Below are 23,436 nucleotides of genomic sequence, written 5' to 3' on the forward strand. Positions count from 1 at the left end.
AGCGGCAGTCGTTAACAAACCCAATTAAATTAGCTTGTTTTATGGCAATGGGGACACTACAATGAAGATGCTATACAGGGTGGCTAATTTTTTTGGGGGGTATTATTTTGAACAAATTAAATAAATTATTAGCATTAGTTAGTTTAACCGCATTATTATGTTTAGGCTTTTTTACAGGCCAATCCAGTGCCAAAACGGTCTATTCATTAAATAGCGTTCGGACAAGTTACAATGCAGCAAGTAAGGTTGCTACTTTTAGTGGCAAAGTTTCATCTAAAACAGCTATTAATCGGGTGACACTCACCTACAATAACGGCAAAAAGACGTATGCAAATGTTCGTAAGGGAACTTTTAAAGTTTCAAAGAAGTTCCAAGGCTATCAAACATTTATGTTGTACGGTACCAATAAACGCAATAAAAGAGTGACAAAGGCCTATAGATTAAGTTCTGGTAAATATGCATCCCAAACACCGGTTGTGCTCAAATTAAATCATGGTGCTAAAAATGGTAACGTTGCGCTAAGTTTTCGGGCGCAAAAGAACAGCCTTGTTCACGTTTATAACGGTTCAAAAAAAGTGGTTTCCGTTAAAAGTAATGGGAAAACACAAACAGTCCAAATTAAAAATTTAAAGAATAAAACTGCTCATTTACGTTTGAACGCTAAATTAAGCAATCGCAAGACCAGCAAAGATATTTATACGCCGCGCATTAAACAAGGAGTTATCTATCAAGTTAGTTTCTAGAAGCTAACGATTAATATTTATATTTATTCCCTGTATGAATGTAAATATCGGGCATGATTTTACTGATTTGAAAAAGCTTCAAGAAAGCACATATGCTCTCTTGAAGCTTTTTTCTGTAATCAGAGTCAAAAAATTATTCAGCATCTTGCCAAACTTTTTTGGCAGTATCAATAACTAAGCTAAGTTTTGCCCATTGTTGCTCAGCTGTTAGATTATTACCTTCTTCGGTTGAGGCAAAGCCACATTGGGTGGAAAGGGCTAAATTTTCAAGTGGCACTTCTTGGGTTGCTTCATGAATGCGTGTGATTAATTGGGTTTGATCTTCTAATTCTGGGAACTTGGAAGTAACCAAACCTAAGACAATCCGTTTATTTGCATCGTGATTCCAGATTTTAGCGAGCGGTTTGAAGTCTCCGGCACGGTCGTTATCATATTCAAGGAAGAATCCATCGTAATTTAATTGGCCAAGGTAGTCGGCCACAACATCGTAACCACCTGAAAACAGAAAAGTAGAACGGAAGTTTCCGCGACAAATATGGGTGGTGACCGTTAAATCATCTGGCAAGTTTTCTAGGAGCTTGTTGATGACATAAACAGAGTCTTCAGCAAGTTTTCGGAATGGTTTTTGAGCTTCTGGATTATTTTTGGTTTCATCTAGTTGGTTAATCAAAAATGCCCAAGTGGTATCATCCAATTGAATGTAACGGCACCCTAAATCATAAAAGTGTTGAATTGTTTCATGATAAGCTTTAGCGAGATCATCTAAGTAAGCTGTGTGGGTTTCGTAGAATTCTGACGCCTTGTCACTGCGATTATCACGGAATAATAAACTTGGTGATGGGATCGTTTGTTTAGGTTGAACTCCGTCAGGCACGATTGATTGTAAATAAGTAAAAGCTTTAAAGAAGGGATGGTCAGGATTGTAGCTGATTTTGCCGGTTAAATAGGCATTATCTGTCCGTGTCTTTTTGCCATGAAATTTATAACTTTTTTGGTAGTCGTATTTGCCAACACCATTTAGGCCCCATAAAAAGTCTAAATGCCACCAAGAACGGCTGAATTCACCGTCAGTTACGGCGTGTAGGCCAAGAGAAACCTGTTTATCGACAATTTTTTTGATTTCTTGTTGTTGGACAGTTTCTAATTGGTCAGCTGAGATTTTTTCTTCAGCAAATTCTTTATGTGCTGCCTTTAATTCAGGGCTTCTAAGTAAACTACCAACTTGATCAAAACGATAGGGTGCTTTTAAATTTGTTGTCATGTGGCTATACTTCCTTTTATTTTATTTAGACACAAAAAAGCTCGTCCTCAACGATTTAACGTCAAGGGCGAGCATTCAATAAGAAATGATCACGGTACCACCTTGGTTTGAAACAAAAAAATTTGTTTCCTTAAAAAACACCTTGAACTAACGATGTTTCGACGCTGTAATGGGCGTTCCCATCTATATTTTGCCAAACGACTTAATGTAGATTATTCTCCAAGACCATGTTCGGAGTCACTCCAATGCCTCGTTTTCACTATCCGAGGCTCACTAGGAAAGGGTGGAATCTTACTCATCTCTTCACTGCTTTTTTAATTGTTATCTAATTTAGATACAGTTTAGCGCGCAAAAATAGAACTGTCAAGAAACTCCAAGGTACAATGTTGGGGTGGAAAATTAAAGGTTGACATCTATTTTTTGCGGTTCTATAATGAAAAACATTAAATACGAATGAGAAACACGTGTTGATATTTCCGTGGAAGATAAACTAGCGAATTTCTAGAAAGTGTTTGGGGCTGAAAAAACACAGTTCCTAGTTTAAAAAGACGGTGATGAGCGGAATCATTGTTCAGATGATTATGGGTGCACCCAATATCGTGCCAGTGTATTAACTATTTTGTCGACAATAGGGCGTACATGGTGAGGCGAGTTTTGTGAAAGACTCGTAAATTGAGGTGGTAACACGTGAAAACGTCCTTTGGATATATCTATATCCGAAGGGCGTTTTTTTGTATATTTAGCTTTGGGATGCAAAAAAGAGAGGAAGTTCTATAAATGGAAGAAACACATAAATTTACCTGGAAAGAATTAATCGTTGTAGCTTCAATGTTGTTTGGGATGTACTTTGGTGCCAGCAACTTAACATTTCCTGTCCAAATTGGGCAACAGTCAGGATCAGCCTTTTTTAGTTCTATTATTGGATTCATTATTACTGGAACCATTTTGCCCTTGTTAGGAGTCGCGGCAATTGCGGTAACACGGACTCATGGTGTTTATGAATTAGCACAGCCGATTGGCAAAACCTATGCAATGATCTTTACTGTCATGTTGTATATTTTCATCGGTCCAGCATTTGCAACACCACGGACTGCCACGGTTCCTTTTGAATTTGGAATTGCCACTCACGTCAGTGCAGCGAGTGCGCCAATGTGGTTATTCATTTATTCGGCTTGTTTCTTTGCTGCCGTTATTCTTCTTTCGCTCAACCGTAACAAGGTCGTTGATTATGTCGGTCGTTATTTGAACCCAGCTTTTATCACCATGGTTGTCATTTTGATTGTAATTGCTGTTTTTAGGCCCATGGGAACCACAGCTGGGCGCGCAGTGACAGGCGTTTGGCGCAATGGTTCTGTTGGCAATGGAATTATTCAAGGTTATCAAACAATGGACGCTTTAGCTTCCGTTGAATTTGGAATTGTGGTTATTACTGCCATAAAAGCGTTTGGGGTTAAAAAAGAAGGGACAGTTGCCAAATTAACTGTGAAGGCTGGAATTATTGCCGCTAGTGCAATGGCCATTATTTATGCCGGATTAGCCTATGTGGGTGCAACTAGTTTAGGGCATTTTAAAATCGCTGGTGATGGTGGCATTGCATTAGGCCAAATTACCCAGTATTTCTTTGGTAACGCTGGTGTTTATATTCTGGCAATCATGGCAACAATCACTTGTATGACAACGGCGGTTGGGGTAACAACCTCATTTGCCACAGCCTTTAGCACCATGTTTCCTCGTTTCAGTTATAGAACATATGTGGTAGTCGTTGCAGTTCTTTCATTTGGGGTGTCTAACTTTGGTTTTGAAACGATTATCAATGCGGCTGTGCCATTCCTAATGTTTATTTATCCACTTTGCATTACATTGATTCTCCTGTCTCTTGCGTCTCCATTGTTCCATCGCGCACGGATTGTCTACATTTGGACAACGGTCTTCACTTTCGTCCCTGCTGTGGTTGATGGTCTGAATGCTGCACCTGTAGTGATTGCTAAATCAGCCTTTGTCCAAAGCTTAACCGGATTTGAAAGCAAATATATGCCATTCTTTGCTCAAGGTTTTGCCTGGATCACGCCAGCAATTATCGGTTTTATCATTGGAATTGCTATTTATACGGTCAAACGTGTGCGTGCCAACGATGAGTCAGCGGTGAGTGAATCAGACTGGTCATAAAAAATAAATTATCTAACCAAAAAAGGCGTTAGTTTCTGAATCTGTAACCAAACAGATTCAGTACTAACGCTTTTAGTATAGAAAGGTATTAACTTTGTTCACTATTCAATTTGTTTATTTCAAGAATTAAATCAACTGCTTTTTCCATCGTTTGAGCGGAAACAAATTCGTAACGACTATGCATATTTTCGCCACCGGCAAAGAGGTTAGGGGTTGGAATGCCCATAAAGGAAATCTTTGAACCGTCAGTGCCACCACGAACTGGATAAATATTAGGCTTGATATCTAAGTTTTCCATGGCTTCCTGCGCGAGCTCTACAGGTGTCATATCTTTTTCAAGAATTTCACGCATATTGTAATATTGATCATGCGTTTCAATTTTAATCCGTTCTTCACCAAAATCAGCGTTGAGTTTATCAGCAATATTTTGAAGATCTTGTTTACGCTGTTCAAACACTTTTTTGTCATGATCACGAATGATGTAAACGAGTTTGGCGTGATCTGGCGTGCCACTCATCTTGAAGAGATGGAAGAAGCCTTGGCGACCATCAGTTAATTCAGGACGGTCACCAGCTGGGATGAGATTATGGTAGTCAATTCCTACTTGAAGTGCATTGACCATCACGCCTTTAGCTGTCGCTGTGTGTACTTCGTTTCCTTGAATTTCAACGGTTGTTTGGGCCGCATTAAAAGTTTCGTATTCCAATTCACCAAGTGGACCGCCATCAACAGTATAGGCATACTTCGTGTTGAAATCTTTGGCGTCAAAGTGATCGGCACCGGTTCCGGTCTCTTCATCGGGAGCAAAGCCAACCCGGATTTCACCATGCTTAACTTCAGGATGAGCCATGTAGTATTCCATAGCCGTCATGATTTCAGCGGCACCGGATTTATCATCAGCACCCAATAAGGTTGTACCATCGGTGGTAATTAGAGTTTGGCCTTTATAGTCGTGTAAGGCAGGGAAGGCCGAAGTCTTTAAAACCCATTTGCCGTCTTTGCTTAAAGGAATATCCGATTCTCCATCATAGTTCTCATGGATCTGAGGATCAATATTTTCGGCATTGAAGTCGGCTGTATCAATGTGGGCAATGTAGCCTAAGATTGGCGTTTGACCGGCATCGTTAGGTGGTAATGTTGCCACGACGTAACCACTTTGAGGCTGGGTGTGCACATCTTTTAAACCAAGATCGGTTAATTCTTGTGCCAAAGTCTTTAAAAAGGCTACCTCTTTAGGATCGGTCGGAATTGTTTCGGATTCTGGGTTGGAGCGCGTGTTAGTTTTTACATATTTTAAAAATCTAGGTAACAAAGTTTCATATTTTGCCAAATGAATCACTCCTCATATTTTGTCGTTAATTGTATTTTAGCTTACTTAAGAAAGAAGAGGAAGCAGTTGAACCTCAAATTAAAAAGTTCTGAACCAGTCAGAACTTTTTATGTGAACCTATTTAAGAGCTTTTTTTGCTAACATTAGCGCGCCAGTAATTCCGGCATCGTCACCAAGTTCAACGTGGACAATGTAATTAGAAATTTCTGGAGTGTCAACATAATCTGCTAATTGTTTCACAAACGATGCTTGAATCTGGGGGAATAATTGTTCTTGTTTCATCACGCCACCGCCAAAGATAATCACGTCTGGACGTAAAATCAAAGTGGCGTTGACACAAGCTTGCGCAATGTAATTAGCTTCGATTTCCCAGAACTCATCACTAGGATCTAGTTCAAAGCCCTTTTTACCAAAACGTTTTTCGATTGCGGGTCCCGCGGCCAAGCCTTCAAAACAGTCACCGTGATATGGGCAGACACCTTCAAAATCGTGATCACGAGGATCGTGTCTTAACAAAATATGACCCATTTCTGGATGGCTAAATCCTTGAAGAAATTTGCCGTCTTGAATGTAGCTCGCACCAACGCCAGTTCCAACTGTCCAATATAAAATATTTTGTTTCCCGCGACCTGCGCCAGCTTGGTATTCACCATAGGCTGCGACATTGACATCAGTTGTAAAGTAAAATGGAATATCAAAATGCGTCTTCATTGCACCAAGAAAATCATAATTTTTCCAAGCCAGCTTTGGGGTGTTGGTGATAAAACCAAAATCGGCAGCATCTTCATTTAAAGAAACGGGGCCAAATGAGCCAATACCAACCGCATCAACTGGATGTTGGTCAAAATAAGCGAAGACCTGCGCCATAGTTTCATCTGGAGTTGTGGTCGGAAATTGGGTCCGATCCTCTACATTAAAATCACCATCACTTACTGCACATACAAACTTAGTTCCACCAGCTTCAATTGCACCTAATTTCATAAAAATTCTCCTCCTATGTAAATCATTATTATTTGTTTTTTGTAATCGCTAACAAGATGATTATAGCATAAGCGCGTAACAAAAAACCGAGCATCCGGGAGACGTTTATTTTAAAAACTTGATCTCAGTCAATTTAATTAGGTGAGTAGGTCGATACAATATAAACATATTAAGAAATTAGGAGGAACAAAAAATGTCAGAAACCCCAGAAGAATTATTTGCAGCAGAACAAAAACAGTCAGATATTGATCATCACGTCCCAACCGCAGGTGCCATGGTGAATCATATTGTTTCAAACTTTACGGTACTAGACGCTAAGCTACATCAAACAGCATGGTATGTGAAGGGCTTAAGCACCCCAGCCATTCGACAAGCCTATCAAACATTGATTGCAGAAAACCGACGTCATTATGATGAGGTTGGTGAACTATTACTAGATGAAAATGAAAAACCATCTTCAACAACCGCAGAATATAGTGAATATTCTATGATTGGTGAAAATGGCAAAAATAAATATTTTTCTGCTGAAGAAATGGTAAGCGAAAACGTTCAAGACTTTGTCACGCAAAATTTGTTTGTTGATCGCGCTATTAAACTAGCAGAAAATGAAAATCGTCCCGCATTACGTAATTATATGGAACAATTACGTGGGGACGATAATCGGTCAATTCGGTTGCTTCAAGCCATGGTCGGCAATGCTGCTGGCGATGGACTAGAAGAAGACGATGATGACGACGAAGATTAGAAAAGGTTAATTAGTCTAACAAAACTAGTGAATCCTTATCCAACAATTTAATTTGTTTTTGAGGACCTTGTGCAATCCAGCCTCTATTCTCGAAATCGGTTAGTTTTCGACTAACTGTTTCGGGAGTAGTGCCGAGATAAATGGCAAGGTCCTTTTTTTTGATAGGTAATTTAAACGTATCTTGTTCTAAGCTAGCTCCTGTTTCAACTAGGTAACTGCCAATGCGCGCTTCAACACTTTCTGTTGTGGCCTCGGTAGTCCTTTTTTCGAGCGATGAGATGCGCTGGCCGAATTCGTTAATCAAATTCATACTGATGCTTGGTGATTGGGATAGTAATTTTTGAAAGTTTTTCCGACTGATTTGGCAAACTGCGGTTGGAATTAAAGCAACTGCAGATGAAGTGCGGGTTTTGTCTTGGAAAAGGGCTCCTTCACCATCAAAATCACCAGTTTGTAATAGGTAGAGAAGTTGTTCACGTCCGTTGGCAGCAACTTTAGAAACCTTAACTTGACCGTTCGCGACGATCATTAAGGTATCTAAATCATCGCCGTCAAGAAAGAGGGATTCGCCGGCTGCGTAATGTTTATGATTGATGATTGCTTCGATTTTTGCGACATCTTCATCTGGTAAGTGATCAAAGAGGGGAACTAATTTGATACAATCGTGTTCAGATTTTTGCATGATGTGACCTCGTTCATAGATTTAAGTACCTAAAGAATAGCATGAAAGTGCAGACTAGTGAAATGAAACGTTTACTTGAGTTAAAATTGCCCGAATAGCCCGAATGGCTTGCTTTCATAGGCTGTTTTGTGATACATTTTAGGAATTGTGAATTAACTTGAAAAAGAAATAAAGTGAGGAAAATAAATGATAACAGTTACCGATATGAGTATGCAATTTTCAGATCGCAAGCTCTATGAAAATGTTAATTTGAAGTTTACACCTGGAAATTGCTACGGCATTATTGGTGCTAACGGGGCCGGAAAATCAACCTTCTTAAAAATATTAGAAGGTAAATTACAGCCAACGTCAGGTCATATTTCTATTTCTGACAACGAACGGATGTCCAGTTTGGAACAGGATCATTATGCATTCGAGACAGAAAAAGTGCTGGATACTGTCATTATGGGCCATAAAAAGCTCTACAAAATTATGCAGGAAAAAGATGCTTTGTACGCAAAAGCTGATTTCACTGATGCGGACGGAATCCGGGCCGGTGAACTTGAAGGTGAATTTGCTGAAATGGATGGCTGGAATGCCGAATCTGATGCAGCTCAATTACTGCAACAACTCGGCATTGACGAAACCATGCAGAACCAGAAAATGAGCGAGTTAACCGAAAGTGAAAAAGTGAAAGTCCTTTTGGGCCAGGCATTATTCGGTGAACCTGATATTTTGGTTTTGGATGAACCTACCAATGGTTTGGACGCCCAATCGATTACTTGGTTGGAAAACTTCTTGGGTGATTTCCAAAATACTGTTATTGTCGTGTCTCATGACCGTCATTTCTTAAATGAAGTTTGTACCATGATGTGTGATGTGGATTTCGGTAAGATCAAATTATATGTAGGAAATTATGACTTTTGGATGGAATCCAGCCAATTGGCAGCTAAGTTAACAGAAAATGCAAATGCCAAAAAAGAAGAAAAAATGAAGGAGTTACAAGAATTCGTGGCGCGTTTCAGTGCCAATGCCTCGAAATCAAAACAAGCTACTTCACGAAAGAAGCAATTGGAGAAAATCACGTTGGACGACATCCAGCCATCTACGCGTAAATATCCATTTATCAGTTTCACGCCAGAACGTGAATTGGGAAATGACTTGCTTCGTGTGGACAAGCTTTCAAAGTCAATTGATGGTGTGAAGATTTTAGATAATATTACTTTCACTGTAAAACCTGGCGAAAAAGCTGCTTTGTTAAGTCGTAATGATGTTGCGACAACCACTTTGCTACAAATTATTGCAGGTGAAATGGAACCAGATACTGGAACGGTAACTTGGGGACAGACAGCTTCTAGAAGTTATTTACCCCGAGACATTAATGCCTATTTTGAAGACGAAAGTTTAGATATCATCGAGTGGTTACGTCAGTTTGCCTCTAAAGAAGAGAGTGATAACACATTCTTACGTGGCTTCTTAGGCAAGATGTTGTTCTCCGGTGAAGATGTCAACAAATCGATTACAAAGCTCTCTGGTGGTGAAAAAGTTCGTTGTATGTTGTCCAAGATGATGTTAAGTAAATCTAACGTTCTCTTAATGGATGATCCAACTAATCATCTAGATTTGGAATCAATTACCTCGTTAAATGACGGGTTGATTAATTTTACAGGTTCCATCATTTTAACTTCTCATGATCGTCAGGTTATTCAAACAATTGCTGACCACATTATCGAAATTTCCGATAAAGGGGCTGTCGATCGTTCTGAGACAAGTTATGAAGAATTTATGGACCATAAGGATATTCAAAAACAGGTCGAAGCATTATACGCTGACTAATTTAATAGTTTTCTAAGAGCTAGAAACTGAAAAAGAATGAAAATCCTGCTAAGATGTGCTTGTATGAATATTTGATGTCATTAGAAAGGGAAGTCTTTAGAATGAACGTTGAAGTTAAACGAGATGGGTTAATCTTACGGGGGTTATTAGAAACACCAGATACTGATGAATACGATATCGCAATTCTGATGCATGGTTTTACTGGTAACTTAGGTTATCAAAAGACCGATTTGTTGGAACAAGTCGCAAAAAAATTGCATGAGCAAGGAATTGCCACCATTCGTTTTGATTTTAATGGGCACGGCAAGAGCGATGGTCAATTTCAAGATATGACAGTTTTAAATGAAATTGCTGATGGAAGTGCCATTTTAACTTTTACCAGGAATTTACCGCACGTTCGAAAGATCTATTTAATTGGTCATTCACAGGGTGGCGTGGTTGCCAGCATGCTGGCAGGTTATTATCCGGAATATATTTCTAAACTTGCGCTACTGGCACCTGCAGCGACTCTAAAAGAAGATGCTCAAAAAGGTGATTTACAAGGAACAGCGTATAATCCAAACCAAATTCCAGATACATTACCAATTAAAAAGGGCTTAATGGTGGGCGGATTTTATCTGAGAACGGCCCAAACGTTACCAATTTATGAAGTTGCAAAGCAGTATACTGGACCGGTTTGTTTAATTCATGGGGACGCAGATACTGTGGTGAATAAAAAAGCTTCGGAGCGGTATCACCAGGTTTATCAAAATAGTGAACTGCATATTGTTGAAGGTGGCTCACATCGATTTGAGTATAAAGCTCGTAAGCAAGCCTTACAGGCAGTGACTGATTTCTTTAAAAATTCTAATTAGAAAAAAGGAATTCCAACTTGGAATTCCTTTTTTTGTTAAAAAACTTATATTTAAACTACATCTAAAGGCACATATTTATTCTGGAGATTGTAAAAATCGTAGGTTGCTAAATTAGCAATATCCGTTTCACCATTAAACATCGCCGTATAACTGCCGGCAAGCATTAAATTGATGGCTTGTTTCTCATTTTTATCGAAACGAACCAAGATGACCGGTTTGTGTTGCCCATGAGCATAGCCACATTACCAAATGGTGCCAGAATCGGGAACATGTTTATCTTCCTCTAATTCATAATCTAAAATAGCGACCACGAGATCAGCTTGATCAATTTGGCGAATATCGGCGTTGAAAGTGGCAATTTGCCATTCAAAGGAACCTACCTCTGCGGCAGTATATTCATCCTTACCAGGAAGAAATATTGCTTCTGAGTTGATTGTTTGATTGTTTTCAAGCAGGCTTTTAACTGTATTTACACGGTAATTTTGGCCTTCACTAAAAAATGGTCCAGCTAGGTATACGGATTTGGGTTGCATTGAAGTTCTCCTTTAGTTTGTTTATTTATTGCGAACAGTGAAACGTGCTTGGTGGATACTTGGTTTTTCGAGCTCATCTAAAATTGCGGCTGCCATTGTGCCAGAGGAAACTTCTGATTTATTATTTTCATCAAACAATAGTTCATCAGATCCGCGTACATAAGCAGTCTTGGGTCCATCTACAAAATTTGCAGAAGGGGAAACACCTACCCAGTTGACATTGGTAACGGTGCGTAAAAAGTTGAGCTCATGTAATTGAGATTGGGGAGTATCAATCCAGCCTTCAGAGTTAGGCATCTTTTGTAATTGATCGACCAATAAACCGTCCTTTGTTTGGAGACTGCCACCACCAAGAATAAAGACTAAGCGTGGGGAATCAGTTTCGCGAAAGAGTTGAATGAGCTGGGCGGCCAAATCAATATGCCGATAAGCAAGGTGCTTTCCTACTGGCACACTAAAAGCGTTAACGATCACATCTAGTCCGGCGAAATCTTGTTTGGTAAGATCGAAGGCGTTTTTTTCAATAACTGTGACGGTATCGGCAAACATTTTTTTAGCTTTGTCAGCATTTCGTACGAGCACAGTAACTTGATGGCCTCGATTTAAGGCTTCCTGTGTAATCTTTGACCCGGCTTTTCCTGTGGCACCAATAATTCCAATTTTCATATTAAAAACGTCCCTTCAATAGTTGGTAAAATTTTGTTGAACATCTATAATTAAAATTATAAAGCAAATCATAACCGAATGTTAGTAAATAGTTTATAAAAATTTGATCGGATTTAGATTGAAATACATAGGAGAAAGTTCATGAAAGCAATCATTGGCGTTGATATTGGGACAACAAGCACAAAAACAATTTTATTTGATCTGCAGGGCAATGTCTTGGCTAGTCAAAATATTGGTTATCCGTTACATCAGGATCAACCAGGAATGGCAGAAGAAGACCCTGAACAGATTTTTTCGGCTGTTATTCAAGGAATTCACGATGTCTTGAAATCAACCAAAACAGAAAAATTTGTGCTAGTTGGTGTTTCCTTATCGGCTGCTATGCACAGTCTGATTTTAATGGATCAGAACAACCGGCCTTTAACGCGGGTGATGACCTGGGCAGATAATCGGTCAGAAAAAGCCAGTGCGGCATTGCAAGAGAATGGTGTGGCGAAATCATTGTATATGAAAACAGGAACGCCAAATCATCCGATGACCCCCTTAACTAAAATTATGTGGTTTCGTCAGGAACAACCAAATTTATTTGCGAAAGCAGCAAAGTTTATTGGTATTAAAGATTACGTGTTGTTCAAGTTATTTGGTCGTTACGTGATGGACTATGGACTGGCTTCGGCGACGGGATTACTTAATTTACATACGCTAGATTGGGATCCACAGGCGTTAGAAACTGCCGGAATTTCTAAAGAACAATTGCCTAGGCTGGTGGATACTGAAACACAGCTCACAGGTTTAAGCGAATTGAACGCCCAACGGATGGGGCTAAAAGCAGATGTACCATTCATCATCGGGAGCAGTGATGGGGCTTTAGCTAATTTAGGGGTTGATGCGATTTCTTCGGGTAAATTAGCCGTAAGTATTGGAACCAGCGGTGCGGTCCGGATGGTAGTTGATCATCCAGTGTTTGATCCACAAGGAAAATTATTTTGTTATGTGTTAGGAAAAGGGCGTTGGTTAGTTGGCGGACCGGTAAACAATGGTGGCATTATTTTACGTTGGGTTCGAGACCAATGGTTTTCTAAAGCTGAGAAACCTACCTATCCAGAGTTAATGCAGTTGGCAGCTCAATCAGTCCCAGCGGCACATGGGCTGATTTTCTTGCCATACTTGGGCGGTGAACGGGCCCCAATTTGGGACGCGAATGCTCGTGGGACGTTTTTTGGATTGACGCGTCAGCACACGCAAGCAGATATGATTCGGGCCGTCCTCGAAGGGATCGTCTTGAATTTGTATGAAGTGGCTCAAAGAATCAAGCAAGTTGCCGGGCCGATTACGAGTATTCAAGCAACCGGTGGCTTTTCGCAAGCCGATCTGTGGCTTCAAATCTTAACGGACTGTTTTGACCAGCCGGTAACGGTTTTAGATAATCATGAAGGCTCAGCCCTGGGTGCCGCCGTAATGGGGATGCATAGTCTGGGATTAGTATCTGATTTGACGGAAGTGCATCAGTTATTATCAAGTGCGAAACAATGGCTCCCAGATCAAACGCGCGCCAAACGGTATCAAGAATTTATGAAAATTTGGTCGGAAACGAGTCGCTTGGGTGAACCAGAATACGCTAAGATTGCAGCGTTTCAACAAAAGTATTTAGACTAGAGTATCAGGATTGCAAACGGTTCCCTATTAGTTCATACTAGCATTAAGTTACTAGTATTTATTATAAAAGGAGTGTGGTCGTAATGGGAAAGAAGCATGAATTTAAAAAAGAGTACTGGCCAATTGTTGTATTAGGAGGATTTATTCAATTATTTGCATTCATAGATATTCTAAAAAGCCATGAATTCAAACGAGGAAATAAATTGATCTGGAGTGCGTTGGTATTTGTATTACCACCGTTTGGCGCGTTGTCTTATTATGGTTTTGGTAAAGTTAAAACGGATTAATAATAGTTAATAAAAAATAATAAGCAGTAGTTAGTTTGATCGCGAGATTGCGGTTAAACTAACTACTGCTTTTTTAGTTTAGAGAAAATTAACATATGATGTTTTTTTGAATTCAAGCTGGAAGCAGTGGATTGGCGGGCTTTTTTAATAGAATTGAACTAATGAATAAGATTAGAGGTTCGCAAAGTATTCGAATTTGATTCAAAAATACGCTAAATCCTCAAGCAATCCTCAATTATTCTACCCCGTTAGTTCATATGCGTGGATTACAATTCTTTACAACGTTATTAGTAAGTGATGTGGATTTAGGTCAAGAATCTGGACACATTTTATGTATAATTTAAGCGACTAATTTTTCCTTTTCATTTGGAGTTAAATAATCAATGCTACTGTGAATTCGAGCACTGTTATAAAAGCTCTCAATGTAGCTGAATATTGCAGCATTTGCTTCTTCAAAATCCTGATAATGGTGTTGGTAAACCTCTTCTTTTTTCAAACTGGCGTGAAATGATTCCAAACATGAATTGTCATAGGGACAGCCACGCTTGCTATAAGAATGGCGAATATGGTGTTGCGCTAAGATCTGTTCAAAGCCAGCACTGCGGTACTGGCTACCCAGATCGGTATGCACAATTAAGTTATTAGTCGTCTTTCTAGTTTCAAAGGCTTGTTGAAAAGTGCTGATCACAAGATCAGCAGTCATATGACGGCTGATTTTATGGGCAATGATTTTACGTGAATATAAATCCTGAATGCTTGATAAATAACACCAGCCATTGGCTTTGGTGTGAATATAAGTTATGTCTGCACACCACTTTTGATTTGGACTGGTTGTACGAAAATCTTGCGCGAGTATATTTGAATAATCAGTCGCATCAATATCATTAGTTTGTTGATAATGCCACTTCTTGCGCGTGATTGATTTTAACCCCATTTGGCGCATTAATCGTTGAACTAGCTTAATACTGACAGTCTTACCTTCTTTTTGTAACGCTTTTAGAATTTTAGGTGCCCCGTAGATACGTCTAGAATTAAAGTAAATGCGTTTAATCGACTGGCTAAGTGTCTTACGACGCTTGGCTTGTGGCGATACATGATTCTGCTGATGTTCATAGTAAGTTGAGCGTGGAACTGAGAGTACTTTACAGGTTTCTTTGATACTATGGTGCTTCAAATTAATATCAACGGCTGTCTGCCAGTCATCTGGGTTTACTTTTTGGCGAATATGGTTAAGGCTTTTTTTAAGATGTCATTCTCACTTTCTAGCTGTTTCAAACGTTTTTGCAACGCTAAAACATCTGATTTGGAAATTCCACTTCCTTTGTCTTCTTTATATAGATTAATCCATTTGTAAATAGTTACATTTGATACACCATATTCGTCTGTAAGATCAGCTACCGGGGCGCCATCCTGGTACAGCTTGACAATCATTTTTCTAAAATCTACTGAGTACTTTTTCTTGGTCATAAAAACACAATCCTTCCTATTATGGAATTATACTAAATCGTGTCCATGATTTCATACTACCTTCAATGCGTATCAATATAACAATTTTCAGTTAGCAAGACTGAGCATTTAACTGTTAGCATCCTAAGAACCACTTAAAAGCATGACTTGACTAGTTCTTATTTTACTTACCATTACGAAATCCTGAAATTGGAGTGATTTAAAACGACTTTGCAAATTGCGATTGTTCTGGTAACGCTAGTCGTTACTTTTGTGCTAATGGCCATGGAAGTGACCACTCCGAATGCCGTCATCTTGTGTGCACTTGCTTTTCTCATGTTGATTGGTATTTTGTCTCCGGCGGACGCTTTAGAAGGTTTTGCTAATGATGGACTGGCCACAATTGCCTTAATGTATATTATCGCCTACTCAATTGCGAAAAGTAACGTAATTACAAGATTTTTTGATCGGGTGTTGGGAAATGGCAAATCTGAAAAACGTTCCTTATTACGGTTACTGACTACGGTGAGTCTATTTTCACCCTTTATGAATAATACGCCAATTGTATCGACTTTAACGCCCATGGTTCAAAAATGGTGTAAAAAAAAGAACTTATCGATCTCCAAATTTTTAATTCCGTTGTCTTATGTGACGATTCTCAGCGGTCTTATCACAGTGATCGGAACATCCACTAACCTGGTTGCTCAAGGGCTCCTTTCAAAATATCATTTACAACAATTTGGATTTTTTGACTTTGCGGTGATTGGGATTCCGATTACCATCGTTGGTATTTTATATTTAGTAACTTTTGGTTATCGTATGTTACCAAATTACAAAAATAACAATGTGGACAGTGTCATAGAATCACCAAATGAGTACTTAATTGAAATGTCGGTTAGTGATGACTTTCCTTATATAAACCAAACAATTAGCGCTGCCGGGCTTCGTAACTTGGACCACGTCTTTCTAGCCGCAATTAATCGTGAAGGGCAGCCCCTTGTGCCAGTTAATGAGGATATGACGCTTAAACGGGCTGACAAACTTTATTTTACTGGGTCAGTGAACGAGGTGAACGACTTACTACAGATTCCGGGATTGCTTCCAAGTACCGGACATATCGATATGGAAGACGTCACAAATGAACATGCCCACATTGTGGAGCTGTCCATTCCAGATAGCTCGGCCTTGATTAATCAAACGGTTAAATCAGCTAATTTTCGTGATGTTTATGGTGGCGTCATTATGGCGATCCATCGAGATTCTGCAAAATTAAGCGGCCAAATTGGCAAAATTAATTTAAAAGCTGGTGATGACTTAGTCGCAATTACGACCAACGAACCGGAACAATTGGACACGATGAAAGATTTACACGTTTTTAATGAGCAATTAACAAAAGTTAACAAGAAGGGCTATAAAGATTTCTTGCCCGTATTGCTGCTTGTTGCTGCCATTGCAGTGTCAACAATGGGCATTGTAGACCTCTTCGTTGCCTTATCGGTTGTCTGTGTGATCTTATTTTTTACAAAATGTATCAATATTAAGGATGTTACCCGGGCAGTTGATATGAATGTGCTGTTGTTGGTGGCCAGCAGTTATGGATTGGGACTGGCAATGTCGAATGTGGGAGCCGATAAGTTTATTGCTAAATCTCTCACAAATATTACTGGCTCGGCTAATCCAATTATTTATATGTTTTTATTATATTTTATAACTAATTTTTTAACAGCCATTTTATCCAACGCGGCATCCTTATCAATCATGTTTCCGATTATTGTTTCAGCAGCTAAGTACATGAATCTACCGGTGATGATGTTAGCTATGTTAATTACCATTGCTGCAACGGCGGATTTTTCCACGCCAATTGGGTATCAGACAAACCTAATTATATACGGACCGGGGCATTACAAGTTTACGGATTACTTTAAAGTAGGGGTGCCACTAAATCTGATTTGTATGGTGATTTGTGTTTTTGTCACATATTATGTGTACGTTATTTTTTAGAGAATTGATGACCTAAAAAAATAAAAATAGATAGGAAGATGCAAATGGCTATTCGAATTTTACAGAAATTATTCCCGGGATTACGAACCAAACGCGCTGTTTTAGTTTTAGGAAGTGGGCGCTCAGGAACGTCAGTTTTGACAAAATGCATTAATTTCATGGGTATCTCGCTTGGAACTGATAATCTGTTGGCACCAAGCAAACGAATTAATCCCAAAGGTTATTTTGAAAATAAAGATGTTATTAAAATTCATAAATTGTTGGGCAGCAAGATTCGCTACCGTCCAGCCTTTAAAGGGTACTATGACAGTTCCAAAATAAAAAAGGATCGCACCGATCTGACTAAGTACCTTTCCGATAAGTTTCAAAAAGAAGAATATTTGGTCATTAAAGACCCTCGGATGAACGATTATATCGAGTTGTGGCAACATGTTTTAGATGATATTTCTGTTGAGTCGGCCGAGATTATTTTGATTCGTAATCCGCTTGATGTGGTAGCTTCCAATTCAAGGGCTTGGCACCGAGATAAGATTTTAGCCTTACGTCAGTGGCAAGTTCGAACTTTACTTTCATTGCGCGATACAAAAGGATATCCCCGGATTGTAGTTAGTTACGAAGATCTCTTTCACAAGACGTTACCCACTTTACATCGCCTTGCAGATCAGCTGACATTGCCGTGGCCAAAAGATGAACAGGTTTTACAAGATAAAATTGATGGATTTATTGATCCCAATCTGCAAAAAAGTGACAGTGGCGAAAGTATGGAAGATTTTAAAGCTGAAAAAAATTTGGAAGATGATGTAAAAGAACTGTATTTATTAGGCGTTCAGGCGGCCAATGATGATGAGTTTCTAGCATCGGATAAATTTGATAAGCAGATTAATGAGTTAATAGATCGTTACGTCGAAAAGTATGGGTCTTTATATCGTGATTTTAATGTAAAAATTGACAGCAAAACAACGTATGTTTATGGATCTAATGCCGATCAAATTAAACAAGTGAATACGCTGTTGAGTAAGCATGGCGTTCAGATGGATGATAAGAATTCGGGACGCATTCATAAATTACAAAAAGCGGTTAGTGATCGAGTAGCTGCGCAACCGGAAGCTATTGCGACTTATGACAAAAGTATGGCGTATCTTGAGGCTAAAGAAGACTTAAATAATTATATTCGTAAATCTGCCAAATATAAGCCTGTTTGGGGAATTGGGGATGCGTTAACCAGTGAAATCGTTGAAATGTTGATGACCATTAATGAAGAAATGGCGTTGGACACGCGCAACATTTTGATAGTTGACGATCAAGCGATGGTCAAAGATAGTACAAACAAAGCAGATCTGCTGAAAAGATATAACCGTGTTTTAAATCGAATCAGTGACCATCCCCATTTAGTAGTTTTAGCATCATCTTTAACTAAACCAGAAATAGCCCAGCAGATTATTGATTTTGTTGATGCTGATAATGAATCTGAACAACTTGCTGGTTATCAGCATGAAACTACTGAAGAAGTGACTGAATTGCGCAAAATTGGCACAGTATAAACGATCAGTTTAGTAAAAAGAGAAATGGAGAATAATATGGATAAAATATATGGAATCACCCCACATGGTGGGAAACTAGTTAACTTGAAGGATTTGTCAGAAAAAACTGCTGTTACAGCAGAAAAGCTTCCTAAACTAACAATCAACAATTGGAACATTTCTGATTTAGAATTGCTGGCAATTGGCGGGTTTAGTCCCTTAACTGGCTTTATGTCCGAGGCTGAATATAAATCAGTTGTTAAAACGATGCATTTGCCTAGTGGTGTGGTCTGGAGCATTCCGATTACGTTGCCAGTTTCTGAAGAAAGAGCTTTGCTGATCGATGTTGGCGAAAAAATTGCTTTGGTTGATGCTGACGGGACTGTCTATGGCACGATGACCGTGACTGATAAATTCAAACCAGATAAATTATTAGAAGCGGCCAAAGTTTATGGGACTACTGAAGCAGCTCATCCGGGGGTCAAAAAAATGTATGACACGGGGGCTGTGTACCTAGGCGGACCTGTTAAATTATTGAAAATGCCAGATCATGGTGAGTTCAATGATTTCTATATGGAACCAATCGATACTCGTAAAATGTTTCATGATTTGGGTTGGAAAACAATTGTTGGTTTTCAAACCCGAAATCCCATTCATCGGGCGCATGAATATATTCAAAAAACGGCGCTTGAAAGTGTCGATGGTTTATTATTAAATCCACTGGTTGGTGAAACCAAAGCAGATGATATTCCTGCGGATGTGCGAATGAAGAGTTATCAAGAAATTCTGCGTTACTATTATCCAAAGGATCGGGTTCGGTTAGTAATTTATCCAGCTGCAATGCGCTATGCCGGACCACGTGAGGCAATCTTACATGCCATTGTCCGTAAAAATTATGGCTGTACTCATTTCATTGTGGGTCGTGACCATGCCGGTGTTGGTGATTACTATGGCACCTATGAAGCACAAGAATTAATTTCTTCAGTTGAAAGTGAAATGGGCATGCAGTTCTTCAAGTTTGAAAATTCTTTCTATTGTAAAAAATGTGGGTCAATGGCCACGGCCAAAACTTGTCCTCATAGTGAAGAGGATCATATTTCTTTAAGTGGAACGAAAGTCCGTGGCATGTTAAGGGATGGCATTGTTCCGCCAAAGGAAGTTTCTCGTCCGGAAGTGGCGCGAGTCTTGATTGAAGGTATGAGAAAGTAGGGGGTCTGGATGGAAAAATCAGAAAATATTACTTGGCAAGCAACAAAAGTTGATAAGCAACAACGACAAACGCGGTTTGGACATAAAAGTGCTGTGCTTTGGTTTACAGGCTTGTCTGGTTCTGGAAAATCAACCATTGCAGTTGAACTTGAAAAACAGCTTTTCGAACGCAATATTAATAGCTATGTTTTAGATGGTGATAACGTTCGTTTTGGGCTTAATCGTAATCTCGGCTTTTCTGCCGAAGATCGCACTGAAAATATTCGGCGAATCGGTGAGGTTTCCAAACTCTTTGTTGACGCAGGCACAATTACATTGACGGCATTTATTTCTCCGTATCGGGCAGACCGTGATCATGTTCGAGAGATTTTAGGGGATGAGGAGTTTATTGAAGTTTTTGTTGATACACCCATTGAGGTTTGTGAGGATCGTGATGTGAAACATCTTTATGAAAAGGCGCGTCGTGGCGAAATTAAGGGCTTTACGGGAATTGACGCTCCCTATGAGACGCCAAACAACCCTGAAATAACTATTGATACCTCCACACAGTCACTGGAGGCTTCTGTTCAACAAATTATTGATTATCTAACCAGTCATGGCTACATCTGCACTGCTGGTTAAAAATTAAGGAGATGAATTAGGCAAATGCTTTCGAAAATTATGGCATTAATTAAGGCGCATCAGCGAATTTATATATATCGTCATGTCAATCCAGATCCCGATGCGATTGGAACGCAAGCTGGATTGGTGAGAATGTTGCGGCTTTCGTTTCCAGAAAAGCAAATTTTTTCGGTTGGTTCGCCCAGTTCATCTCTGGCATGGATAAGCGAAGAAATGAGCGTAACCAACTTGCCTACGGTGAACGATTTAGTAATCGTGGTGGATTGTGCGAATCAGGCGCGGATTAATGGGCCATTGCCAGTTGCACCAACTATTAAGATTGATCATCACCCGAACCTGGATCCTTATGGCAAAGAAGTTAACTGGGTCGAAGACGATGTTTCTAGTTGTGCGGAACTGATTTATAAGTGATATCAAACGGATAGCTCCGAACTTGTTTTTGATTTACAAGTCGCTAATGATTTATATGCAGGAATTGTTGGTGATACAGTAGATTTTTCTACGGCTGACACAACGAGTGAAACATTCACGACGGCGGCTGCTTTACGGCGGTTGGGCGTAGATGTAGCTACTATTAGTCATCAAGTGACGGCTATTAATTTGCGGACGAGCCGCTTGTTTGGATTTGTGCTGAACAATCTTGAAGTAGATCAAAATGGACTGGCATGTATAATCATTCCCCAAGGGGTTTTGAAAAGTTATGCGATAGCCTGGGGTGAAGAGGATGCAGTTGTTTCTTTACCGGGCAAGCTTGAAGAGGTTGAAATGTGGTTGATGTTTATCGAAAGTCCGGAGGGTAATTATCGGGTTCACATTCGATCTAAAAAAATTCCGATTGATGGCATTGCCCGTCAGTTTAACGGTGGTGGCCATCCATTGGCGAGTGGCACATACGTTGATAGCTTAGAAGAAATCGAAGCGTTGATTCAAGCAACGTATCAAACCCTTGTTGGTAAACCAATTAGTGAACTTAATAAGTAGTGGAGTTTCCGAACATTTTTAAGGAGATTTGTTCGGAATTTTTACTTATCAAATTGTAGTGGAGGAATGATAAAAAATGCACAAAAAAATAAAATGGCTCATCGCAATTATTGTGGTTGCTTTGGTAGCCGGATCAGCTTATTTTTATGAAACTTCGAAAACGAGTTCTACTAGTAAAGTCACTACCAGTAAGGTTCGTTCAGCTAGTGCTGTAAAAAAAGATATCAATTCTCGTTTAGTATATGGCGAAATTAACGCTCAAAAAAGTACGACGAAGAGTCTGAAAAACAAGGCTAGCAGTGGTAAATACACAATTAACAATATCTACACTAAACTGAATCCTTACGGAGTTTCACCGTTAACTGCAATGGCCATTTTTAAAACAGATAAAGCGGCCAAGGTTAGTTATACAGTGGTGGGGAAGACAGCCAAAACGTCGATCACCAACTCAGTTTCAAAATATAGTAAGTCACACTCGCTACAAATACTAGGGTTATATGCCGATTACAATAATACCGTGAAAATCAAAGTTACTTATAAAAATGGCCAGTCGGTTACAAAGACAATTCATATAAAAACGGCAAAAGTTCCAAGCTCCTTATCTTCAATTAAGATTAAGGTAACCAAAGCGAATAAGAAGAAAATGGAAACCGGTAAGGGAAATGCTAAATTGACCTTCATGGTCCGGACAACGATTTCAGGTAGTAGGGAAGCAAAAAACTTCTCCTTTGGAATTGATGCCGATGGCGCGATTCGTTGGTATACCACCCGGCCAACGTCACATATTTTCAAACAACTTAGTAACGGCAATTTGTTGATTTGGACCAAATCAAAAGCTTCAAATTCCTATTTCAATGAGTTGGTTGAGATGAATTATGAAGGAAAAATTACGCGAACCTACCGTCTTAATCATAAAGCGTTAGGCAAAGCTAAAGGCTCTAAAAAGCAAAATCATAACCAGATTCACCATGATGTCACAGAGTTGCCTAATCAAGATTTGATTGCAACCGTTTCTGATGGTGGGCGGACTTACGTGGAAGATACCATGATCGTGATTTCGCATAAGACAGGTAAAATTACGAAAGTTATCAATATGAAGAATATTTTGCCAAGTAAATTTTATCAGAAATATACCGCAACAAAATCGAATAAGTATATGGGTAAACGCGATTGGTTCCACGAAAACTCGGTGTATTACGATAAAACGGATGACAGTCTGATAATTTCTAGTCGAAATCAAAATCTGGTCATGAAAATTGATTACAAGACCCAGAAAATTAAATGGATTCTCTCTGGGAAGAAACGTTCAGCCTGGCCGAAGAGTTATCGTAAGTACTTGTTGAAAGCTTCTGGTAAGATTTCTTGGCCCGGTGGACAACATGCGGCGATTGTAAATCCAAGTACACTTGGAAATAAAAATTCTCTGAATGTCTTGATATTTAATAATAATGTGGCTGTAGGTGATACAAAAAAATCACTTAAGAATTCATCTGGAAAGTACTCTGAAGGGGTTGAGTACAAGATTAATGAAAAGACGATGACCATCAAGCAAGTTGATAGTTTCGGGAAATCACTTGGCAGCAAGAATTTTGCCAATATCATCGGATCTAATCGCTACTTAAATGCGACGAATCGTTTAATCGATTTTGGGTGGTTGGATAACGGCGATGCGGCCAATGTCATTGAGTACGACAGTAAGACGAATAAACAGATCTTTAATGTCAAATTAACGAACCTTGGCAGTGGTGGCTATGTTTATCGAGCAGAGCGGTTCTCGTTGTTCCCGACTAAACATAGTTATGGATCAAATGAATAACCATAGGATATAAACGACGCTTCATGATGACAACTCCAGTCATCATGGAGCGTCGTTTTTAGATAACAAAAAAAGTGACGAGACAACTTACTAGATAATTTCCTAGCAGGTATCTCGTCGTTC

The 23,436-nt window shown here is 39.3% G+C and carries 23 protein-coding genes; 14 read left to right on the forward strand and 9 right to left on the reverse strand.

Annotation, left to right across the window (positions count from 1 at the left end; translation table 11 throughout):
- The first annotated feature begins 107 nt into the window (after positions 1-107).
- Entirely contained in the window at positions 108-743 is a 636-nt protein-coding gene (locus tag ACLHK8_RS07970) for a hypothetical protein (protein ID WP_156486356.1), read from the forward strand.
- A gap of 133 nt (positions 744-876) precedes the next feature.
- Here the strand turns inward: ACLHK8_RS07970 and ACLHK8_RS07975 are convergent, their stop codons facing one another.
- Complete coding sequence (locus ACLHK8_RS07975) at positions 877-2,004, reverse strand: vitamin B12 independent methionine synthase (RefSeq protein ID WP_057772665.1); 1,128 nt, start codon at positions 2,002-2,004, stop codon at positions 877-879.
- 777 nt (positions 2,005-2,781) lie between these two features.
- On the opposite strand from ACLHK8_RS07975, the gene brnQ reads away from it, so the two are divergent.
- Positions 2,782-4,170, forward strand: coding sequence for a branched-chain amino acid transport system II carrier protein (brnQ, locus tag ACLHK8_RS07980; protein WP_057772667.1), 1,389 nt, complete (start codon positions 2,782-2,784; stop codon positions 4,168-4,170).
- An 88-nt stretch (positions 4,171-4,258) separates the two neighbouring features.
- On the opposite strand, the gene pepT is transcribed toward brnQ, so the two are convergent.
- A complete protein-coding gene (gene pepT / locus ACLHK8_RS07985) occupies positions 4,259-5,500 on the reverse strand; it encodes a peptidase T (RefSeq protein ID WP_057772669.1) in 1,242 nt (413 codons plus the stop codon).
- 117 nt (positions 5,501-5,617) lie between these two features.
- Positions 5,618-6,481, reverse strand: a complete 864-nt coding sequence (locus ACLHK8_RS07990) for an ROK family protein (protein ID WP_320531986.1) — start codon at positions 6,479-6,481, stop codon at positions 5,618-5,620.
- A 193-nt stretch (positions 6,482-6,674) separates the two neighbouring features.
- Between ACLHK8_RS07990 and ACLHK8_RS07995 the strand changes: the two genes are divergently transcribed.
- Complete coding sequence (locus tag ACLHK8_RS07995; protein WP_057772673.1) at positions 6,675-7,226, forward strand: ferritin-like domain-containing protein; 552 nt, start codon at positions 6,675-6,677, stop codon at positions 7,224-7,226.
- Positions 7,227-7,236: 10 nt separating this feature from the next.
- Here ACLHK8_RS07995 and ACLHK8_RS08000 read toward each other — a convergent pair whose 3' ends face one another.
- Positions 7,237-7,908, reverse strand: a complete 672-nt coding sequence (locus tag ACLHK8_RS08000) for a Crp/Fnr family transcriptional regulator (RefSeq protein WP_057772675.1) — start codon at positions 7,906-7,908, stop codon at positions 7,237-7,239.
- A gap of 186 nt (positions 7,909-8,094) precedes the next feature.
- Between ACLHK8_RS08000 and ACLHK8_RS08005 the strand changes: the two genes are divergently transcribed.
- Positions 8,095-9,723, forward strand: coding sequence for an ABC-F family ATP-binding cassette domain-containing protein (locus tag ACLHK8_RS08005; protein WP_057772677.1), 1,629 nt, complete (start codon positions 8,095-8,097; stop codon positions 9,721-9,723).
- Positions 9,724-9,824: 101 nt separating this feature from the next.
- Positions 9,825-10,577, forward strand: coding sequence for an alpha/beta hydrolase (locus ACLHK8_RS08010; RefSeq protein ID WP_063698549.1), 753 nt, complete (start codon positions 9,825-9,827; stop codon positions 10,575-10,577).
- Between the two features lie 50 nt (positions 10,578-10,627).
- Here the strand turns inward: ACLHK8_RS08010 and ACLHK8_RS08015 are convergent, their stop codons facing one another.
- From ACLHK8_RS08015 to ACLHK8_RS08025, 3 genes are read right to left on the reverse strand one after another with little or no spacing between them, the layout of a single operon-like run.
- Positions 10,628-10,783, reverse strand: a complete 156-nt coding sequence (locus ACLHK8_RS08015) for a hypothetical protein (protein ID WP_434520286.1) — start codon at positions 10,781-10,783, stop codon at positions 10,628-10,630.
- A 36-nt stretch (positions 10,784-10,819) separates the two neighbouring features.
- Positions 10,820-11,110: a nucleoside 2-deoxyribosyltransferase gene (locus tag ACLHK8_RS08020; protein ID WP_434520287.1), complete on the reverse strand. Its 291-nt coding sequence runs from the start codon at positions 11,108-11,110 to the stop codon at positions 10,820-10,822.
- A gap of 21 nt (positions 11,111-11,131) precedes the next feature.
- On the reverse strand, positions 11,132-11,776 hold the full coding sequence (locus ACLHK8_RS08025; protein WP_057772682.1) for an NAD(P)-dependent oxidoreductase: 645 nt from the start codon (positions 11,774-11,776) through the stop codon (positions 11,132-11,134).
- Between the two features lie 141 nt (positions 11,777-11,917).
- Here ACLHK8_RS08025 and ACLHK8_RS08030 point away from each other — a divergent pair, with 141 nt between their 5' ends.
- Entirely contained in the window at positions 11,918-13,432 is a 1,515-nt protein-coding gene (locus tag ACLHK8_RS08030; RefSeq protein WP_434520288.1) for a gluconokinase, read from the forward strand.
- A gap of 83 nt (positions 13,433-13,515) precedes the next feature.
- Positions 13,516-13,719, forward strand: coding sequence for a PLD nuclease N-terminal domain-containing protein (locus ACLHK8_RS08035; RefSeq protein ID WP_057772685.1), 204 nt, complete (start codon positions 13,516-13,518; stop codon positions 13,717-13,719).
- 340 nt (positions 13,720-14,059) lie between these two features.
- Here ACLHK8_RS08035 and ACLHK8_RS08040 read toward each other — a convergent pair whose 3' ends face one another.
- Together ACLHK8_RS08040 and ACLHK8_RS08045 are read right to left on the reverse strand one after the other, a co-directional pair.
- Positions 14,060-14,944: an IS3 family transposase gene (locus ACLHK8_RS08040; protein ID WP_320532096.1), complete on the reverse strand. Its 885-nt coding sequence runs from the start codon at positions 14,942-14,944 to the stop codon at positions 14,060-14,062.
- Complete coding sequence (locus tag ACLHK8_RS08045) at positions 14,929-15,186, reverse strand: transposase (RefSeq protein ID WP_017866964.1); 258 nt, start codon at positions 15,184-15,186, stop codon at positions 14,929-14,931. The genes ACLHK8_RS08040 and ACLHK8_RS08045 overlap by 16 nt, the downstream gene beginning before the upstream one ends.
- 210 nt (positions 15,187-15,396) lie before the next feature.
- On the opposite strand from ACLHK8_RS08045, the gene ACLHK8_RS08050 reads away from it, so the two are divergent.
- The 7 genes from ACLHK8_RS08050 (at position 15,397) to ACLHK8_RS08080 (ending at position 23,313) form a co-directional block, all read left to right on the forward strand.
- On the forward strand, positions 15,397-17,166 hold the full coding sequence (locus ACLHK8_RS08050; RefSeq protein WP_231908621.1) for an SLC13 family permease: 1,770 nt from the start codon (positions 15,397-15,399) through the stop codon (positions 17,164-17,166).
- 44 nt (positions 17,167-17,210) lie between these two features.
- Positions 17,211-18,707: a sulfotransferase family protein gene (locus ACLHK8_RS08055; RefSeq protein WP_063698497.1), complete on the forward strand. Its 1,497-nt coding sequence runs from the start codon at positions 17,211-17,213 to the stop codon at positions 18,705-18,707.
- 36 nt (positions 18,708-18,743) lie between these two features.
- Positions 18,744-19,895 (forward strand): sulfate adenylyltransferase, encoded by a 1,152-nt coding sequence (gene sat / locus ACLHK8_RS08060; RefSeq protein ID WP_434520289.1) that lies wholly within the window; start codon positions 18,744-18,746, stop codon positions 19,893-19,895.
- A gap of 9 nt (positions 19,896-19,904) precedes the next feature.
- Entirely contained in the window at positions 19,905-20,516 is a 612-nt protein-coding gene (gene cysC / locus ACLHK8_RS08065) for an adenylyl-sulfate kinase (RefSeq protein ID WP_057772687.1), read from the forward strand.
- Between the two features lie 24 nt (positions 20,517-20,540).
- A complete protein-coding gene (locus ACLHK8_RS08070) occupies positions 20,541-20,927 on the forward strand; it encodes a DHH family phosphoesterase (RefSeq protein WP_434520290.1) in 387 nt (128 codons plus the stop codon).
- Between the two features lie 141 nt (positions 20,928-21,068).
- On the forward strand, positions 21,069-21,497 hold the full coding sequence (locus ACLHK8_RS08075) for a DHH family phosphoesterase (protein WP_434520291.1): 429 nt from the start codon (positions 21,069-21,071) through the stop codon (positions 21,495-21,497).
- Between the two features lie 76 nt (positions 21,498-21,573).
- A complete protein-coding gene (locus tag ACLHK8_RS08080; RefSeq protein WP_434520292.1) occupies positions 21,574-23,313 on the forward strand; it encodes an aryl-sulfate sulfotransferase in 1,740 nt (579 codons plus the stop codon).
- Positions 23,314-23,436 lie beyond the last annotated feature (123 nt).

Source organism: Pediococcus sp. M21F004 (genome assembly GCF_051122535.1).
GTDB classification, from domain to species: domain Bacteria; phylum Bacillota; class Bacilli; order Lactobacillales; family Lactobacillaceae; genus Pediococcus; species Pediococcus inopinatus.

Coding starts and splice junctions, on each gene's coding strand:
- ACLHK8_RS07975 (WP_057772665.1), bottom strand. CDS start 2,004: ATGACAACAAATTTAAAAGCACCCTATCGTTTTGATCAAGTTGGTAGT.
- cysC (WP_057772687.1), top strand. CDS start 19,905: ATGGAAAAATCAGAAAATATTACTTGGCAAGCAACAAAAGTTGATAAG.
- ACLHK8_RS07990 (WP_320531986.1), bottom strand. CDS start 6,481: ATGAAATTAGGTGCAATTGAAGCTGGTGGAACTAAGTTTGTATGTGCA.
- ACLHK8_RS08005 (WP_057772677.1), top strand. CDS start 8,095: ATGATAACAGTTACCGATATGAGTATGCAATTTTCAGATCGCAAGCTC.
- ACLHK8_RS08070 (WP_434520290.1), top strand. CDS start 20,541: ATGCTTTCGAAAATTATGGCATTAATTAAGGCGCATCAGCGAATTTAT.
- ACLHK8_RS08030 (WP_434520288.1), top strand. CDS start 11,918: ATGAAAGCAATCATTGGCGTTGATATTGGGACAACAAGCACAAAAACA.
- ACLHK8_RS08055 (WP_063698497.1), top strand. CDS start 17,211: ATGGCTATTCGAATTTTACAGAAATTATTCCCGGGATTACGAACCAAA.
- ACLHK8_RS07995 (WP_057772673.1), top strand. CDS start 6,675: ATGTCAGAAACCCCAGAAGAATTATTTGCAGCAGAACAAAAACAGTCA.
- sat (WP_434520289.1), top strand. CDS start 18,744: ATGGATAAAATATATGGAATCACCCCACATGGTGGGAAACTAGTTAAC.
- ACLHK8_RS08020 (WP_434520287.1), bottom strand. CDS start 11,110: ATGCAACCCAAATCCGTATACCTAGCTGGACCATTTTTTAGTGAAGGC.
- ACLHK8_RS08035 (WP_057772685.1), top strand. CDS start 13,516: ATGGGAAAGAAGCATGAATTTAAAAAAGAGTACTGGCCAATTGTTGTA.
- ACLHK8_RS08080 (WP_434520292.1), top strand. CDS start 21,574: ATGCACAAAAAAATAAAATGGCTCATCGCAATTATTGTGGTTGCTTTG.
- ACLHK8_RS08025 (WP_057772682.1), bottom strand. CDS start 11,776: ATGAAAATTGGAATTATTGGTGCCACAGGAAAAGCCGGGTCAAAGATT.
- ACLHK8_RS08000 (WP_057772675.1), bottom strand. CDS start 7,908: ATGCAAAAATCTGAACACGATTGTATCAAATTAGTTCCCCTCTTTGAT.
- ACLHK8_RS08010 (WP_063698549.1), top strand. CDS start 9,825: ATGAACGTTGAAGTTAAACGAGATGGGTTAATCTTACGGGGGTTATTA.
- ACLHK8_RS08045 (WP_017866964.1), bottom strand. CDS start 15,186: ATGACCAAGAAAAAGTACTCAGTAGATTTTAGAAAAATGATTGTCAAG.
- brnQ (WP_057772667.1), top strand. CDS start 2,782: ATGGAAGAAACACATAAATTTACCTGGAAAGAATTAATCGTTGTAGCT.